General features: G+C 64.1%; 16 protein-coding genes. 1 reads left to right on the plus strand and 15 read right to left on the minus strand.

Annotation, left to right across the window (positions count from 1 at the left end):
- Window positions 1–49: 49 nt before the first annotated feature.
- The 14 genes from NKJ57_RS12630 to NKJ57_RS12695 all read right to left on the minus strand — a co-directional run bounded on the left by NKJ57_RS12630 (window position 50) and on the right by NKJ57_RS12695 (window position 12,772).
- Window positions 50–520 carry a VOC family protein gene (locus tag NKJ57_RS12630; protein WP_352510975.1) on the minus strand — a complete coding sequence of 157 codons (471 nt, stop codon included), beginning with the start codon at window positions 518–520 and terminating at the stop codon, window positions 50–52.
- Window positions 521–540: 20 nt separating this feature from the next.
- Window positions 541–1,635, minus strand: coding sequence for a hemolysin family protein (locus NKJ57_RS12635; RefSeq protein WP_023682011.1), 1,095 nt, complete (start codon window positions 1,633–1,635; stop codon window positions 541–543).
- A gap of 28 nt (window positions 1,636–1,663) precedes the next feature.
- The gene (ybeY, locus tag NKJ57_RS12640; protein WP_352510976.1) at window positions 1,664–2,170 is read right to left on the minus strand and encodes an rRNA maturation RNase YbeY; all 507 of its coding nucleotides are present in this window, start codon (window positions 2,168–2,170) and stop codon (window positions 1,664–1,666) included.
- 17 nt (window positions 2,171–2,187) lie between these two features.
- On the minus strand, window positions 2,188–3,180 hold the full coding sequence (locus NKJ57_RS12645; protein WP_502902026.1) for a PhoH family protein: 993 nt from the start codon (window positions 3,178–3,180) through the stop codon (window positions 2,188–2,190).
- 83 nt (window positions 3,181–3,263) lie between these two features.
- Window positions 3,264–4,673 (minus strand): tRNA (N6-isopentenyl adenosine(37)-C2)-methylthiotransferase MiaB, encoded by a 1,410-nt coding sequence (gene miaB, locus NKJ57_RS12650; protein ID WP_352510978.1) that lies wholly within the window; start codon window positions 4,671–4,673, stop codon window positions 3,264–3,266.
- Window positions 4,674–4,749: 76 nt separating this feature from the next.
- Entirely contained in the window at window positions 4,750–5,550 is an 801-nt protein-coding gene (gene olsA, locus NKJ57_RS12655) for a lyso-ornithine lipid O-acyltransferase (protein WP_352510979.1), read from the minus strand.
- 28 nt (window positions 5,551–5,578) lie between these two features.
- The gene (rimI, locus tag NKJ57_RS12660; RefSeq protein WP_023669542.1) at window positions 5,579–6,073 is read right to left on the minus strand and encodes a ribosomal protein S18-alanine N-acetyltransferase; all 495 of its coding nucleotides are present in this window, start codon (window positions 6,071–6,073) and stop codon (window positions 5,579–5,581) included.
- Window positions 6,073–6,750 carry a tRNA (adenosine(37)-N6)-threonylcarbamoyltransferase complex dimerization subunit type 1 TsaB gene (gene tsaB / locus NKJ57_RS12665; RefSeq protein ID WP_023669541.1) on the minus strand — a complete coding sequence of 226 codons (678 nt, stop codon included), beginning with the start codon at window positions 6,748–6,750 and terminating at the stop codon, window positions 6,073–6,075. The genes rimI and tsaB overlap by 1 nt, the downstream gene beginning before the upstream one ends.
- Window positions 6,751–6,857: 107 nt before the next feature.
- Window positions 6,858–7,973: a DUF1513 domain-containing protein gene (locus NKJ57_RS12670; RefSeq protein WP_023821523.1), complete on the minus strand. Its 1,116-nt coding sequence runs from the start codon at window positions 7,971–7,973 to the stop codon at window positions 6,858–6,860.
- Between the two features lie 3 nt (window positions 7,974–7,976).
- The gene (locus tag NKJ57_RS12675; protein ID WP_023821522.1) at window positions 7,977–9,056 is read right to left on the minus strand and encodes an imelysin family protein; all 1,080 of its coding nucleotides are present in this window, start codon (window positions 9,054–9,056) and stop codon (window positions 7,977–7,979) included.
- Entirely contained in the window at window positions 9,056–10,645 is a 1,590-nt protein-coding gene (locus tag NKJ57_RS12680) for a di-heme oxidoreductase family protein (RefSeq protein ID WP_352510980.1), read from the minus strand. The genes NKJ57_RS12675 and NKJ57_RS12680 overlap by 1 nt, the downstream gene beginning before the upstream one ends.
- A 12-nt stretch (window positions 10,646–10,657) precedes the next feature.
- Window positions 10,658–11,143, minus strand: coding sequence for a bacterioferritin (gene bfr, locus NKJ57_RS12685; protein WP_023669537.1), 486 nt, complete (start codon window positions 11,141–11,143; stop codon window positions 10,658–10,660).
- On the minus strand, window positions 11,109–11,420 hold the full coding sequence (locus tag NKJ57_RS12690; protein ID WP_023669536.1) for a (2Fe-2S)-binding protein: 312 nt from the start codon (window positions 11,418–11,420) through the stop codon (window positions 11,109–11,111). The genes bfr and NKJ57_RS12690 overlap by 35 nt, the downstream gene beginning before the upstream one ends.
- 59 nt (window positions 11,421–11,479) lie before the next feature.
- A complete protein-coding gene (locus tag NKJ57_RS12695; RefSeq protein ID WP_352511129.1) occupies window positions 11,480–12,772 on the minus strand; it encodes an imelysin family protein in 1,293 nt (430 codons plus the stop codon).
- A 491-nt stretch (window positions 12,773–13,263) separates the two neighbouring features.
- Here NKJ57_RS12695 and NKJ57_RS12700 point away from each other — a divergent pair, with 491 nt between their 5' ends.
- Window positions 13,264–14,517: an NAD(P)/FAD-dependent oxidoreductase gene (locus NKJ57_RS12700; RefSeq protein ID WP_352510981.1), complete on the plus strand. Its 1,254-nt coding sequence runs from the start codon at window positions 13,264–13,266 to the stop codon at window positions 14,515–14,517.
- A gap of 122 nt (window positions 14,518–14,639) precedes the next feature.
- Here NKJ57_RS12700 and NKJ57_RS12705 read toward each other — a convergent pair whose 3' ends face one another.
- Window positions 14,640–15,917, minus strand: a complete 1,278-nt coding sequence (locus NKJ57_RS12705) for a 4-aminobutyrate--2-oxoglutarate transaminase (RefSeq protein ID WP_023818836.1) — start codon at window positions 15,915–15,917, stop codon at window positions 14,640–14,642.
- Window positions 15,918–16,027 lie beyond the last annotated feature (110 nt).

The following is a 16,027-nucleotide window of genomic DNA, read 5'->3' on the forward strand; positions in this document are numbered from 1 at the left end:
AGCCAAGATTTATCAGATTTATTGAAACGCGAACCGGCCGATCGCTGCGCTATCGGTGCCATCCCTCGATGGTTAGCCCGCTCAGGTGCTCGGCCTCCTCGCGCGGCACGGTGCGCAAGGTCTGGGAGAAGGTCCAGACATGGCCTTCGGGGTCGCGCGCCCGATACTGCCGTTCGCCGTAGAAATGGTCGGCAGGCTCCTCGACGATTTGGGCTCCAGCCGCCATTGCCCGCTCACAATGCACGTCCAGGCCGTCTTTCAGACGCACACAGACCGACTGAGTGTTCTTGCCGCCGACGCTTACCGGACTGGCAATATGATCGGCCCATTCGGAATCGACGATGATGTAGCCGTCGCCAAAACGCATTTCGGCATGGACCAGCCGTCCGTCGGCATCGCTGACCACCATGCTCGGCTCGAAGCCGAAGGCCGTTTCGAGCCATTTCAATGCGGCTCGCGGGTCCTTGTAGAAGACACCCGAGCCAAAGGTTGAGTGCTTGAAGGGATCGTCGATCGTCATCGGCCGGGCAACGTTCTGTCCTAGGCCTGCTCGGTGCGGGGGGCGGTCACGCGGCGGCGACGCTCGCCCTTCTGGTTCTGGACGATGCGCACCCGCTTGACGCGGCGCGGATCGGCGTCGAGCACGTGGAATTCGAAACCGGGGATGGCTTGCACAACCTCACCACGCGCGGGCACGCGACCGAGCGTGTTGAAAATCATGCCGCCGATCGTGTCGACATATTCACCATGCTCACCGGCGGTAAAGTCCTCGCCGATCATCTTGGCGACCTCGTCGATCTCGGCCTTGCCGTCGACGACGAACACGCCCTCGCCGGTCTGGGTGATCAGCGGCTCGTCCTCGTCATGCTCGTCCTCGATATCGCCGACGACCATCTCGACGATGTCTTCCAGCGAGGCGAGACCATCGGTGCCGCCATATTCGTCGATGACCAGCGCCATCTGGGTTCGCGTCGTCTGCATATGGCCCATCAGGTCGGAGGCAAGCATCGAGGGCGGCACGAACAGCACCGGGCGGATCAGATTGAGGTCGCCGATGGTGCGGCCGAGATCGACCTGAGCGAGGTCGAGAAGCGTCGTTGCCGGCGTCTTCCTGGATGTTCTGCCCTTCTTGACCCGGGCGACCTTGGTGATGTGGGCCAGCACGTCGCGGATGTGAACCATGCCGCGCGGATCGTCGAGCGTCTCGGAATAGACCGGCATGCGGGAATGGCCGGACTGCTCGAACAGACCGAGCAGATCGCCCAACGTCGTGGTGATCTCGACGGCCTCAATATCGGCGCGCGGCACCATGACGTCCTCGACGCGTACCTCGCGCAGGCGCAATATGTTGTTGAGCATGGCGCGTTCGCCGGGCGAGAAAGACCCGGCATCGCTGGTCGTTTCGGCAAGCGCGCCGGCGATTTCCTCGCGCAGGCTGGTGCCGTTCCGCTGCCTGAAAAGGCCCAAGACGCGGTCGAACAAGGACGGACCGGCAGGCGATGGCTCGCTGGCAATACTACCAGAAGCGGGGCTGCCGGAACTGGGACTCGGACTCGATCCCTCTTCCGTCGTATCGGAAGGCTTTGTCGCACTGCCAGCCTCGGGGCGGGCGGCAGTTTCTGGTTTGTCGTTCATCGTCGTCCGGTCAATTGGTCTTTTGTCATTACGTGTAGGGATCGGGAATGGCAAGCCTTGCGAGCGTTGAGCGCTCGATGGCTTCCATCTCCTCGGCCTCTGCATCGGTCTCGTGATCGTAGCCCAGTAAATGCAGCAGGCCGTGGATGACGAGATGGGTGATATGGTTCTCGAAGGGCTTGTCTTCCAGGGCTGCTTCGCGCGCCACCGTCTCGGCGGCCAGCACGATGTCACCCAGCATGGGCGGCAGCTTGCCACCCCTGGGGAACGGAAAAGCCGGGAAAGACAAGACGTTGGTCGCCTTGTCCTTGCCGCGCCAGCCGACATTGAGGGTACGGATATGGGCATCGTCGGAAAAGACGATGCTGAGTTCGGAAGGACCGGCAGCAGCGGTTTCGGCAAAGGCAGCCGACACGGCGCGATCGACCAGACGCGTCAGCGCCGCCTCATCGGGCCAGTCGCCGGCCTCGACCGACATATCGATCTCGACGGGAACCGAACTGTCCCCGCCGCCAGGTCTTATGTCTTCAGGCATGAGCCCGCATCGTCACATCAGCTCTCGGCGCCGAGGCCGCGTGCCAGCTTGGCGTCGCGGTCATAGGCCCTGACGATTTCGGCCACCAGCGGGTGGCGCACAACGTCGACATCGTTGAAGCGCACGGTTACCGCGCCGACCACGCCGTCAAGGACACGCAAGGCTTCGACGAGGCCCGACTTGGTGCTTGGAGGCAGATCGATCTGCGTCGGATCGCCGGTGACGATCATGCGCGAATTCTCGCCGAGGCGGGTCAAAAACATCTTCATCTGCATCGGCGTGGTGTTCTGCGCCTCGTCCAGGATGACGGCGGCATGCGCCAGCGTGCGGCCGCGCATGAAGGCCAGCGGCGCGATTTCGATGACCTCGGCAGCGATAGCACGTTCGACCTTGTCGGCCGGCATCATGTCGTAGAGCGCGTCATAGAGGGGCCGCAGGTACGGATCGACCTTTTCCTTCATATCGCCGGGCAGAAAACCCAGCCGCTCGCCGGCCTCGACCGCTGGGCGTGACAGGATGATGCGCTCGACCATGCCGCGTTCGAGCAGCATCGCCGCATGCGCCACCGCCAGATAGGTCTTGCCGGTGCCGGCGGGGCCAATGCCGAAGACAAGTTCCGAACGCTCCAGCGCCCGCATATAGGCGTCCTGGTTGAGCGAACGGGCATAGATCGTCTTCTTGCGGGTGGAGATCTGGGCGGCCGAAACCTTGCCCTTGCGTTCCAGCGTCGGCAGCGTCAGCTGGTCGTCGGCGGCAATGGCCATGCGCACGGCGCCATCGACGTCGGACTGGCCAATGTCGGTGCCCTTCTGGAGAATGCCGTAGAGATTGTCGAGTGCGCGGCGCGCCTGTTCGGCCGCCGAGGCCGAGCCCTTGATGGTCAACTGGTTGCCGCGCGAGCGGATGTCGACGCCGAGCTTCTGCTCGAGCCGGGCCAGGTTCTCGTCGAACTGGCCGTACAGGGCGCTGGCAAGCTTGTTGTTGTCGAAAGTCAGAACGATGTGCGCCATGTCAGAGGCCCCGGATGTCTGGTTCTGGGGCAGAGTCTTCACTTCAGCAGCGCTCAACCGTCTCTCCTCATCTGCCGAGCCCATCAAGCCAACTCGGCGAACAGGCTATTGTAGCCCGTCTTCGTGATTCGCACCCGGATAATGTCACCGATTTTGCCGGCCTTTTCATCAACAATAACCGGCTGCAGCCAGGGCGAGCGGCCGACCTTCTGGCCGGCCTGACGGCCGGGCTTCTCGATCAGCGTGTCGATGGTGCTGCCGACCAGGCCCAGGCCGAAATCCTGCTGTTGTTTCAGCAGCAGCGCCTGCAGGCGTTGCAGGCGCTCGTCCTTGACCGCTTCCGGCACGTGATCGGGCATATCGGCGCCCGGCGTGCCGGGACGCGGCGAATATTTGAACGAGAAGGCCGAGGCGTAGTTCACCTGGCGCACCAGACCCATGGTTGCCTCGAAATCTGCATCGGTCTCGCCGGGGAAGCCGACGATGAAGTCACCGGACAGCGCGATGTCGCCGCGCGCAGCGCGGATGCGCTCAAGCAGTGCCAGATAGTCCTTGGCCGTGTGCCTGCGGTTCATCGCCTTGAGGATGCGGTCGGACCCGGATTGCACCGGCAAATGCAGATAGGGCATCAAAGCCGGGAGGTCGCGATGGGCAGCGATCAATTCGTCGTCCATGTCGCGCGGATGGCTGGTGGTGTAGCGCAGCCGCGCCAGGCCGGGAATCTCGGCCAGCCGGAACAGCAGACGGCCAAGTCCCCATTCCATGCCATCCTCACCCTTGCCGTGCCACGCATTGACGTTCTGCCCCAGCAGCGTCACCTCGCGCACACCGGCATCGGCCAGCCGCTCGGCTTCGGCGACGATCTGCGCCACCGGACGCGACACTTCCGAGCCCCTGGTGTAGGGCACGACGCAGAAGGTGCAGAATTTGTCGCAGCCTTCCTGCACCGTGAGGAAGGCGGTGACGCCGCGCTTGATCATTTCGGCGCGCTTCGGCTGCGGCAGATGCTCGAACTTGTCCTCGATGGCGTATTCGGTCTCGACGATCTTCTCGCCGCCACGCACCCTGGCCAGCACATCGGGCAGCCGGTGATAGGTCTGCGGGCCGATGACCAGATCGACAGCAGGCGAACGGCGGATGATTTCCGCGCCTTCGGCCTGCGCGACGCAACCGGCGACGCCGATCAGCATTTCGCGCCCAACTGCTGCGCGTTCAGCCTTCATGTCGCGGATGCGGCCAAGCTCGGAATAGACCTTTTCCGCCGCCTTCTCCCTGATATGGCAGGTGTTGAGCAGCACCAGATCGGCGTCGGCGATGACATCGGTCGCGGTGTAGCCGTCGGCGGCCAGCGCATCGGTCATGCGCTGTGAGTCATAGACATTCATCTGGCAGCCATAGGTCTTGACGAAGACCTTTTTGGCCGGGGCGGACGCCGCAGCAGCGCTTTGCGAGGCGCTGTCGGTTTCGTTCCGCTCTATCGTGTTCAAATCCATCCGGCGGCTTCTAACGCCTTTCCGTGACAAAAAACAGACGATTCTCGGGCATCGGCCTGTAGGCGCCCGGCCTGCGCTAGCGGCTTGGGCGGGGATCGGCGAGCGCGGCCTGCATCATGGCGCGCACCTGGGTTTCCATCAGCCTCGACGTTTCCTTGCGGTTCGAGCCCTTGGAAAAGGCGATTGGCTCGCCAAAATGCACCTCGACGTCAATGGCGCCTTCGGCCATCAGCACCTTGAGATGCGGCATCAGGTCCTGATCGCCGATCCAGGCAGCGAGCGGCCGGTGGCGGCGGCCGAGAGGCACGCCGTGCACCCGCGTGTAGGCAATCGCCAGCGGCTGGATGAAGACCTGCTCGGCCGCGCCTTCCGAAATCGCCATCGAGGCGGCGCCGAACAAGGTGCTCTTGAACGGCAGGATGGTGTTGCCGTCGCCGGTAGAGCCCTCGGCAAACAGCACCATGGCGTCGCCCTTGGCCATGCGGCTGGCGATCTCGCTGGCCTGGTCGCCAGCTGTCCGCTTGCGCTCGCGTTCGATGAAGACCGTACGCTGCAGTTTCGACAGCCAGCCGATCAGCGGCCATCCCTCCATGTCCGCCCGAGCGATGAAGGTCACATCGGCAAAGGAGCCCAGCACCATGATGTCGGTCCAGGAGATATGGTTCGAGGCGACCAGCAGCGGGCGCTGGCTGGACAGCGCACCTTTGACATGGATGCGCAGGCCGAGCGTCCGGACGATGAGGCTGTGCCAGGCCTTCAGAATGACCGTCTCACGCCAGATTCCAGTCTTCATCGACAGCAGCTGCAAAGGCACAAGGACCAGCGAACCGACGACAACGAGGCCCAGCGCCAGGAAAATCCTGATTTTTCCGATCATGCAGCTTGGCCCTGCCCCAAAACTTTGGCTAGCGAAGATCGCGGCGCATGACAAGCGCGCCGGTAGGACCGTGTTCGGTCGAGCGGTAATAATTGGCGCGGTGGCCGACCTGGCGGAAGCCCAGCCGCCGGTAGAGGGCGATGGCAGCGACATTGGTCTCGTCAACCTCAAGGAACAGCGCCTCGGCGCGCTGCGCATGCAATTCGCGCAGTACGGCGTCCATCAATTGCCAGCCGAGCCCCTGGCGGCGATGCGAGCGCGCCACCGCCACGGTCAGAATCTCGCCCTCGCCGGCTGCAAGCCTGGCCAGCACGAAGCCGACCGGCGGCTTGGCGCCCTGGCCGATTTCGCGCGCGGCATAGCCGAACACCGTTTCCTGTTCGAGCAACGCGGCGAACTCGCCATCGGTCCAGGGCCGGACGAAATCCTCGCGGTGCAGCACCGACGCTGCCGGGCTGTCGGCGATGGTCAGCGGCTCGAGCGCATAGTCCCTGCGGCGCGGCTGGAGGAAAGGGATGCGCATCACTTTTCCTGCCTCAACAGGATGAACCCGGCCTGCGCCTTGGCATCGGCGCCGCGCAGATAGAGTGGCTTCGGCTTGTCGCCCTCGCCTTTTGCAGCGGCGAGCCGGGCGTAGACGGCAATGTCGGCGGTGGCAGCCGTCGGGCCGATATCGAAATCGCGACCGGCCGCGGCTGCGATCTGCACGGCGGCCGTGCCGGCAAGCACCGGACGATTGTCCGCCGCCATTCCCGCGGCTTGCGCAAGTGTGGTCACCGCCGGACCATAGCGCAAAATCGCTTCCGCATCGTAAAGCGCGGCATGGATTTCCTCGCGGCCGGCATCGAGAGCGGCCAGGACCGGGCGGCCGGGAAATGCCGCCCTCGCCTCGGCCGCCAGCGCCTCCAGTGTCGTTACCCCGATCGCCGGGATCTTCAGCGCCAGCGCCAGGCCGCGCGCCGCCGAGACGCCCACCCGCAGGCCGGTGAAGGAACCCGGACCGATGGAAACCGCAACGGCGCCAAGGCCGGCATAATCGGTGCCGTCCGCTTTCAGCGCTTCGTCAATGACAGCCATCAGGTGTTCGGCATGGCCTTTGCCGAGATCGAGTACCGAGCGGCCAAGTTCTCTGCCGCCCGATGCGTCATAGACGCAAGCGGCGCAGAGATTGGCGGCACAGTCGATGGCGAGCAGTTTCATGGGCGACCGGTTCGAAAAACAGTCTCCCTCTGCCCGCCACGGCGCGCCGCCGCAAGAGCCAGCGCGTAAATTGTTAAGTGGCTTCGCTTCGGTGCAGGCCGGACGGCTTACGCCGCCGGCGCGATGCGCAGCATGTGGTTGTCCCAGACATAGTCGGGCTCGGAGCGCGTCGCGCCGCTGCCTTCGATGATTTCGCCGGCACCCGTGGTTGCCATGAAGCCCGGGCCGTCGGGCGCCAGGCCGCAGACCTCGACCAGCGCCTTGGTGGCGACGATCTTGCCGCTGGCGGCGTCGATGACGGCCAGCGAATTGCCTTCCGGCGAAGACACCGCGACCGTGCCGGCAATCGGGTTGGCGGCGACCGAGCCGATGTAATTCCGGAAGCCGGATAGCACGTCCTGCGGCATGTCGAGCAGCTGCAGCCCCTTGCCGCGCGTGGCGCGGCCGACCAGCGGTGGCCGCTCGGTGCCCGGCCCGCGGTACTGGCAGCCGAACCAGATGGTGCCTGTGGGGTCGGCATCCATGTGGCGAATCGACAGCTGGTGCAGAGCCGGCGGCAGTTCGTGCTTTTCGATGAGATCGCCGGTTGTGCGATCGACCAGCACATAGGACGGCTTCATGGTGGCGATGTTGAGCTCGGCGCGGCCATAGTCGGGATGGGTCTCGATGCCGCCATTGGCGATGGCGATCGTCCGGCCGTCTCCGACCAGCAAGAGCTCATGCGGCCCCATGCCATAGGTCGGAAACTCGCCGATGCGGCTGAACTTGGCCCGTGCGTCGTAGATCCCGACGACGCCGGCGGCATTGTCGAAATTGTTTTCGGTGGCGTAAAGCAGCGCGCCGTCGGTGGAAAACACACCGTGGCCGAAGAAATGCCGACCGGTGATGCTGGCGATGGTCAGCGGCGGCTCGCGGCCGGCATGGTCGAAGACCACGGCGAAGGTGCCGGGTTGCCGGGCGAAGACCACGGAGCGCTTCGAGACCGGATCGAAGGTGACGTCGTGGCCACGGTCGGGCAGGTCGATCGCATGCAATACTTTTCCGGCTTCCGACAACACAGCGGCGCCAAAGCTGCCGTCGCGCTTGACGAAGGCGGTGGCAAAGACGGCATCGGCGGCAAGCGTGTCCGCCCAGGCCCGCGGCGCCATTGACGCGACGAAGCCGGCGCCGGCAGCTCTGAGAAAATCGCGGCGGTCCATCAGCGGCGTGCGTGTCGCAACCATTGGTCAGTCCCCGTCCAGTGACGAAAAGCCGGCGGTCAGGCCGAACTCGGCGGTTAGCCGGGTGCCGATCAAGCCCGACAGGCTGGAGGTGATCAGCGCGAAATGTTCGAGTTTTCCGCGCTCCGCGGGATCGGCGAGCGTCTTGTCGATCCGACCCTGGATGGATTTGGCAGTGGCAACGCCATTGATGAGCTGGATATGGATGGATTCCGCCATCCATCTGCTATCCTCGGGCAGCGCGTCGCCGAGCTTCGAGGCCTGGAACAGCGCATCAATGCCGGAGAGGTTGCCGGCTAATGAAAGGCCGGTGTTTTGCGAGCGCCAGTAGATCGCTTGCCTCGGCTTGTCACCCTGCGGTTTGGCGCCGAGAAAACCTTTGAGGCGCACGTCGCGGACCATTTCCAGCTCGTTGATGAAGACGCCGACCAGTTCGGTCACCGCTTCGGTGCCGTCGCGGTAAAGCGCATTGTCGGGTCCAGGATTAGCCCACAAGGCTGCAAAACCGTCCGGTTTTTTCCAGGCCGCGTCGACATCGGCCGCCATGGTCTCGATGTTCTTGGCGACTGCCGCGCCATAGGCGCAGCGATAGGGCTCGTCCTTGCCGACGAGCGTCTCGGCGCCGTCGCCGTAAAGCACGAACTCAAGCGCCCCTAATCCCTGCATCGCGACACTCTTGCCCGCCAGCTGCGCCGGATCGGTGGCGGTCGGATCCTTGCCGGCCAGCGCCGCCTGCACCTGCTTCAGGCCGATGCTCTTTCGGTCCGGCCAGTAGAGCATGCGCTCCAGCCGGTTGTTCTCCTTGATTGGCCCGAAGCCGATGATTTCAGCCGACGACCAGGCTGCGACCGTGGCCGAGAATCCGGCATGCGCGGCATCGAGGTTGCCCTGCGACGGCGCCTGGCAGAGCGCGTCCATGGCCTTCGCCAAGGTGCCGGCATGGCCATGCAGGCTGGCATAGGCGGGGCGGACAAATCCGTCGATCGCTCTTTGGATCACGTCGGAGGCTTTCACCGAGGCCGATGCCGGGGACGCACCGAACAGAGCCAATGGGAGGAGTAGAACAGGCAAAACCCGCTTGAGCATCAGAATGACTCCAGGAATTTGATGAGAGCATCGCGGTCGGCCGTATTGGCGGCGGCGAAGCGATCGCGCGCTTTCTGCCCCTCGCCACCATGCCACAGGATCGCTTCGGCAAGCGTGCGCGCACGCCCGTCATGCAGGAAGAAAGCGTTGCCGTTGACGGCCTTGGTCAGGCCGATGCCCCAGAGCGGCGGGGTGCGCCATTCACTGCCCGTGGCATCGCCCACTGCCTGGCCGTCGGCAAGGCCCGGCCCCATGTCGTGCAGCAGAAAGTCGGAATAGGGCCAGATCAGTTGGAACGCCTGCGCCTTGTTCCCGCGCATGGTGACGAATTTCGGCGTATGACAGGCAATGCAGCCCATCTCGTAGAACAGCTTCTTGCCGGCGAGCACGGCGGGTGCGCCGACATCGCGCCGCGCCGGCACCGCAAGGTTCTGCGAATAGAAGGTGACGAGGTCCATCACCGGTGGTGGCGCCTCGACCGGGCCGAGCCGCTTCGGCACGCCATTGGGCATGGCCAAACAGGCCTCTTCGGCTGCGGTGCAATCGCCCCAGTGACTAGGCTCGTCCGGCGTCGAAATGCCGATATCGCCGGCAAAGGCGTCCGCCGCCTGCTGGCGGATCGACGCGGTCTGGGCCTTCCAACCGAAGCGGCCAAGCGTCAGTTGCCCACTGCTGAGGTCACGCACCATGTTGGGCTTGCCGGAAATGCCGTCGCGTTCGCCGGGATCGGCATGGGCAAGGAGGTCGGCCGGCGCGATCTGCTCGATCAGGCCAAGGCCGATCATTGGCGGCGTCAGGCGCGGCGACAGCGTGGTGCGCGGGTCAAGCGGGCCGTAGCCAAGCCCGTCGACCGAATAGCTCGGCTTGCGCAGCCAAACCACGCTGCCGTCGCCGAGCGTGACCTTTTCCTCGCGATAATCGATACACATGCGGCCTTCGCCCTTGAGGCCGGGCACCGCCAGTTCCTGCAACTGCGCGCCGTAGACCGGATCGGGGAAGTTCAGCACCTTGTGCGCGGCGATCTCGGTCTTTTCCTCGGCCGTGCTCGCATCGCGCGCTAGCCGCAGGAACATCGACGTGGTGCGGCTGTCGGCGGCCGGCGGGCGGCCGCGGCCATCCTTCAAATGGCAATTCTGGCAGGCGCGCTCGTTGAACAGGGGTCCGAGACCGTCCGAGGCCTGGGTCGAGGATGGCGACGACACCCAGTTCTTGCGGAAAAGCGCATTGCCGAGCTTGAAATTGCCCTGTTCCTCGAAGGTGATGTTTTCAGAGGGTTGCGAGAAGGCGTCGCGATCGACCTGCTTGCGCGACGTGCCGGCGCCGCCTTGCATCGTTTCGAAGGATTCGGGCTTGTAGAAATCCTGGGTTGGCCTGGTAACGGCAAGGACGCGGGCCTGGTCCTTCGGCGTCAGGTCGGTGCGGCTCGTGGCGAGGCCGACCGGTTCCGACGATCCGGCCAGGGCCGGGGCCAAAATTGCCGCCAGGGTTACAACCGAAAGCCCGCGAAAGGCCTGATATCGCGGGTTTTTGAGGAGCAGCGGGCCGGCGGCCCGCCGCAAGCGGCGCAGAATATCTATGGGGCGCCGCATTCCTGCATGGTCCTATTCCGCCTCGTCCGCCGATGCGGCGTTGAGCTGGCCGTATTTTTCCTCGCCGATCGAGGCAAGGAGGTCGAGCTGCGTCTCGAGGAAGTCGATGTGACCTTCCTCATCCGCCAGCAATTCCTCGAACAGCTTCATCGTCACGTAGTCGCCGGCTTCGTTGCAGATCTCGCGCGAACGCTTGTAGGCGGTGCGTGCGTCATATTCGCCGGCGAGATCGGATTCGAGCACTTCCTTGACGTTCTGGCCGATGCGCAACGGCGCCACGGACTGCAAATTGGGATGCCCTTCGAGGAAGATGATACGGGCCACCAGCCGGTCGGCATGGTGCATCTCCTCGATCGATTCGGCGCGTTCCTTCTTTGCCAGCTTGGCATATCCCCAATCTTCGAGCAGGCGGAAATGCACCCAGTATTGATTGACGGCGCCAAGCTCCAGGAACAGAGCCTCGTTAAGCCGCTCGATGATCTGCGGTTCGCCTTTCATGGATTCTGCTCCCATATTGGACGCGCAGGCCTCTGACGCGATCCAGGTGTGAAACGATGTCCACGCCGCTCGCCTCCGAACGGGTGTGGTAATTTTCGGTGACCCGAATGATCGTTTCGACCACATTTGGGAAGCAGCCGCAACAGCGACCGCGCTTTTGCATCGTGTGATAGACCTTCGCCGGCACGATCAGTTGCCAGGGGTCCTGATCCAGCAGATCGACGATCGTCTGCTCAATCTCCTTTTCGGTGATGATGTTGCAATGGCAGATCAGCATGGATTGGCTCTGGCTGACGGCGCCCCTCCGCGCCGTTTGGCTGGTAGTTGGTTGGGGTGCTACTTGAACACCTTGTCCGGTGCGTCGAGGCTGTCGGACCCCTCGAAGGCTATGTTGTTCAGGTTCAGCGCGCCGACGGCGCGTTCGATCGACTTGGTCTGGTCGACCAGCGCGTCGATTGCCGCCTGCACGGTAGCATTGCCTTCGGTGTTGCCCTCGGCGATCTGCTGGTCGTAGGCCTCGCCGGCCACTTCCCGCGCCTTGATCGCCTCCATCTTGGCGACCGAGACATCGAGCTTGTCGGATAGTTCCTTGTCGATCGCCGGATCGGCCGCCTTGACCATATCGTGCACCGACGGGCCTGAAACGACGGTGCCGTCGATGCGCGTGTAGCTGGCGAGATAGGCGGCGCGGATGCCGATGGCGTCATAGAGATGCGAGTTGTAGGTATTATCCGAGAAGCAGTCGTGCTCCTCTTCGGGATCGTGCAGCAGCAGGCCGAGTTTCATGCGTTCCCCGGCCAGTTCGCCGTAGGACAGCGAGCCCATGCCGGTGAAGATCACCGAGATAGCGGTGTTCGGCTGGCCATCGACGAGGTTCTTGCGGGCGGCGCCGTCTTCCTTCCAGTTGCCGACCATCTCCTGCAGGTCGGAGACCAGAAGATCGCTGGCCGACTTCAGATACTCGGCCCGGCGATCGCAATTGCCGCCGGTGCAGTTCTTGAGGTCGTAGTCGGTGAACGGACGCTCGCCGGCGCCCGGGCCGGTGCCGTGCAAATCCTGGCCCCAGAGCAGGAATTCGATGGCGTGATAACCGGTGGCGACATTGGCCTCGATGCCGCCGGCCTCCTGCAGCGTGCCGGCGAGGAACTCCGGCGAAAGCTTCGAGGCGTCGACCTTCTTGCCGTCGATCTCGATGTCCTTGTTGGCGATGACATTGGCGGTGTAGAGCGCGTTGGCGTCGGACTCGGTGCCGTAGCTCTTGGCGACGTAGTCGATCAGGCCTTCGTCGAGCGGCCAGGAGTTCACCTTGCCTTCCCAGTCGTCGACGATCTTGTTGCCGAAGCGGTAGACCTCGGTCTGCTGGTAGGGCACGCGCGACGCCTTCCAGGCATCGCGGGCGGCATTCAGCGTGTCCGCCGACGGGTTGGCAAGCAGCGCGTCGACAGCCTTGTCGAGCGCCTGCGCCGTGGTCAGCGAATCCTCGTACTTGGCCAGCGCGATGTCGGAATAGGTCTTGATGACCGCCTTGGCATCGATCTCCGCCGCCTTGGCCGGCAGGATGAAAACCGCCGCCGTCAACATAGCCGTGGCACCGATCGCAGCCAGTCTGCCGCCATATCGCGCTGTCATCATCAGTCTCCAGTTCAAAGGGGATTCGGTAAAAGGCGCGCGTGCCAAACGGTGCCGGGACATAGGCATGCCGTAGGACACCACAGATGCCGCGCCGCTCTGCGGCTCACGGGAGAAAGACACCAAATGCCTCCAATCGAACGGGTTCAAGGCCCAAACATCAAAGGGATGCGCTGACGCGCGAGCCTCCATAAAACGATGGCGAGGGCCGGAAGTCAACTGGTGAACCCTAGAAAATTCAATTGAAACAACAGTTTAGAATTATTCTAAACTAGAACTATCAACTTTAAATCGTAGCCAGCAGCCAAGGTGAGAGACGCCGCGATTGACAAGCGACCGTTCCGGGTGCGACCCGGACCGGGGCTCTTGCGACGGCGGCAGACAATCGCCATCTGGCGGAACGGCTCACAATCAAAGCATGATGTCGTCCGAAAACCGCTTCACACTTTTCGGCATCATGCTCCAGATTTGAAACAGGAATTCGGGTTGCGATGAAGAACGGGGTCGTCATTGTCGGTGCGGGTCATGCGGGCGTGCAAGCGGCCGCCAGCCTGCGCGAGGAAGGCTATGACGGGCCTGTCATACTGATCGGCGACGAAACCGATCTGCCCTATCACAAGCCGCCGCTGTCGAAGACCTTCATCAAGGACGCCGATGCCAAGCCGCAACCCTTGCGCGGCGAGGCCTTTTACACCGGCAGCGCCATCGACTTCAGGCCGGGCATCCGAATAGACAGCCTCGATACGGCAGGCTGCAAGCTGGAGGTAGCGGGCGGCGGCGTGCTGCCGTTCGACCGGCTCATCCTGGCCACCGGTTCGCGGCCGCGGCTTCTGCCGCTGCCGGGCGCCGACCTCTCGGGCGTGCTGTCGCTGCGCTCGATCGCCGATGCGCGGCTGATCCGCGCGCTCAGCGCCCAAAGCGAAGACGTGGTCATCCTCGGCGGCGGCTTCATCGGGCTGGAGATCGCGGCAACGCTGAGGGCCGCCGGCCGCAACGTCACCCTGGTCGAGGCTGTCGACCGGCTGCTTGGCCGCGCCGTGGCGCCGGTGGTGGCGAGCCATGTCCGCCAACGGCTGGAGGCGATCGGCGTGCGTATCCTCACCGGCACCACCATTGCCAGGCTGGAAGGGGAAAACGGCCATGTCTGCGCTGCCATCACCTCCACCGGCGAAAGGCTGCCCGCGCGCATGGTCATCGTCGGCATCGGCGCCGTGCCGAATGTCGAACTTGCGCAGGCTGCCGGACTGACTGTCGCCAATGGCATCCGCGTCGACCAACAGATGCGCACCTCAGTGCCTGATATTCTGGCCATCGGCGACGCCGCTTCCTACCGCCACTGGTCGACCGGCGGCGACGTGCGGCTGGAATCGGTGCAGAACGCCACCGACCAGGCGCGGCTTGCCGCACGCACGATCACCGGCCATACGGACGCCTATGCGGCGGTGCCGTGGTTCTGGTCTGACATCGGCGACATGAAACTGCAGATGGTCGGGCTGACCTCGGGCGGCGACAGCCATGTCGTGCTGGGCAACCTCGCTGAGAACAAGTTCTCGATCTACCACTATGCTGGAAGCCGGCTGCTCGGCATCGAATCCGTCAACAGGCCGGGCGACCATATGCTGGGCCGCAAGATGCTCGGGGCCGGGTTTTCGCCGATGGCGCAGACGATTGCTGAGGGACCTGACGGGCTGAAGGCTGCACTGGCAGCGTTCCAGCAGGATGAGCCGGCACGGGCTGCGGGCTAGACGCACTTACCCTCCCCCTTGTGGGGAGGGTCGCTGCGAAGCAGCGGGGTTGGGGTCGGCGCGAGGCCCCCCACCCGGACCTGCGGTCCGACCTCCCCACAAGGGGGAGGTAGGGGTTTGCGCTAGGCAGCGCAGACTTCGCGGATCGAGCTTTCCAGAATGTCGAGCGCCTCGTTCATGACATTGTCCTGGATGGTGATCGGAGCCAGGAAACGGATGACGTTGCCGTAGACGCCGCAGGTCAGCAGGATCAGCCCCTTGTCGAGCGCCTTCAGCCGGATCGCATTGGCGATCTCGGCCGACGGCAGGCCCTTCTTGACGTCGTTGAACTCGACCGCGTTCATGAAGCCGAGACCCCTGATGTCGACAATCTCGGGCACATCGTCGCGGATCGACTGCAGCCGCTGTTTCAGCCGGGCGCCCAGCGTATTGGCGCGGTCGCACAGCTTTTCTTCCTCGATTACGTCGAGCACGGCGTGTGCTGCGGCGACACCGATCGGGCTGCCGCCATAGGTGCCGCCGAGCCCGCCAGGACCGGGCGCATCCATGATCTCGGCGCGGCCGGTGACCGCCGCCAGCGGGAAGCCGCCGGCCAGGCTTTTCGCCATGGTGGTAATGTCGGCCGCGACCTCATGATGATCCATGGCGAACATCTTGCCGGTGCGGGCAAAGCCGGTCTGCACCTCATCGGCGATCAGCAGCATGCCGTGCTGGTCGCAGAGCTTGCGCAGCGCCGTCAGGAATTCGCGCGGCGCGTCGTAGAAGCCGCCCTCGCCCTGGACCGGCTCGATGATGATGGCGGCAACGCGAGCCGGATCGACATCGGCCTTGAAAAGTCTGTCGAGCGCGGCCAGCGAATCGGCTGTAGACACGCCGTGCAGCGGCACCGGAAATGGCGCGTGGTAGACGTCGCCCGGCATGGCGCCGAAGCCTACCTTGTAGGGCACGACCTTGCCGGTCAGCGCCATGCCCATGAAGGTGCGGCCGTGGAAGCCGCCGGCAAAGGCGATGACGGCTTGGCGGCCAGTGGCGTTGCGGGCGATCTTGATGGCGTTCTCGACGGCTTCAGCGCCCGTGGTGACGAAGATGGTCTTCTTCTCGAACTTGCCGGGCAGCATGCCGTTCAGCCGTTCGGCCAGCCGCACATAGCTCTCATAGGGTACGACCTGGTGGCAGGTATGGGTGAAGCGGTCGAGCTGTGCCTTGACCGCCTCGATCACCCTGGGATGGCGGTGGCCGGTGTTGACGACGGCGATACCGGAGGAGAAATCGATGTATCGGCGGCCTTCTACATCCCAGATCTCCGAATTCTCGGCGCGGTCGGCATAGATCTGCGTCGTCATGCCGACGCCGCGCGAGATCGACTGGTTCTTGCGCTCAGAAATGGCTGCGTTCTTCATTTCGTCCCTCATCGGGCCGACGCCCGTTCTCGTTAGATGAATGCCAAGGCCTCTTCTGACCTTATTTCACGTTTTCCTCAAGTTGGCACCGCCGCCGGGCGATTGGGCCT

It is taken from the genome of Mesorhizobium sp. M0077, assembly GCF_040322955.1.
Taxonomy (GTDB): domain Bacteria; phylum Pseudomonadota; class Alphaproteobacteria; order Rhizobiales; family Rhizobiaceae; genus Mesorhizobium.

Coding starts and splice junctions, on each gene's coding strand:
- NKJ57_RS12630 (WP_352510975.1), bottom strand. CDS start 520: ATGACGATCGACGATCCCTTCAAGCACTCAACCTTTGGCTCGGGTGTC.
- NKJ57_RS12635 (WP_023682011.1), bottom strand. CDS start 1,635: ATGAACGACAAACCAGAAACTGCCGCCCGCCCCGAGGCTGGCAGTGCG.
- ybeY (WP_352510976.1), bottom strand. CDS start 2,170: ATGCCTGAAGACATAAGACCTGGCGGCGGGGACAGTTCGGTTCCCGTC.
- NKJ57_RS12645 (WP_502902026.1), bottom strand. CDS start 3,180: ATGGCGCACATCGTTCTGACTTTCGACAACAACAAGCTTGCCAGCGCC.
- miaB (WP_352510978.1), bottom strand. CDS start 4,673: ATGGATTTGAACACGATAGAGCGGAACGAAACCGACAGCGCCTCGCAA.
- olsA (WP_352510979.1), bottom strand. CDS start 5,550: ATGATCGGAAAAATCAGGATTTTCCTGGCGCTGGGCCTCGTTGTCGTC.
- rimI (WP_023669542.1), bottom strand. CDS start 6,073: ATGCGCATCCCTTTCCTCCAGCCGCGCCGCAGGGACTATGCGCTCGAG.
- tsaB (WP_023669541.1), bottom strand. CDS start 6,750: ATGAAACTGCTCGCCATCGACTGTGCCGCCAATCTCTGCGCCGCTTGC.
- NKJ57_RS12670 (WP_023821523.1), bottom strand. CDS start 7,973: ATGGTTGCGACACGCACGCCGCTGATGGACCGCCGCGATTTTCTCAGA.
- NKJ57_RS12675 (WP_023821522.1), bottom strand. CDS start 9,056: ATGCTCAAGCGGGTTTTGCCTGTTCTACTCCTCCCATTGGCTCTGTTC.
- NKJ57_RS12680 (WP_352510980.1), bottom strand. CDS start 10,645: ATGCGGCGCCCCATAGATATTCTGCGCCGCTTGCGGCGGGCCGCCGGC.
- bfr (WP_023669537.1), bottom strand. CDS start 11,143: ATGAAAGGCGAACCGCAGATCATCGAGCGGCTTAACGAGGCTCTGTTC.
- NKJ57_RS12690 (WP_023669536.1), bottom strand. CDS start 11,420: ATGCTGATCTGCCATTGCAACATCATCACCGAAAAGGAGATTGAGCAG.
- NKJ57_RS12695 (WP_352511129.1), bottom strand. CDS start 12,772: ATGACAGCGCGATATGGCGGCAGACTGGCTGCGATCGGTGCCACGGCT.
- NKJ57_RS12700 (WP_352510981.1), top strand. CDS start 13,264: ATGAAGAACGGGGTCGTCATTGTCGGTGCGGGTCATGCGGGCGTGCAA.
- NKJ57_RS12705 (WP_023818836.1), bottom strand. CDS start 15,917: ATGAAGAACGCAGCCATTTCTGAGCGCAAGAACCAGTCGATCTCGCGC.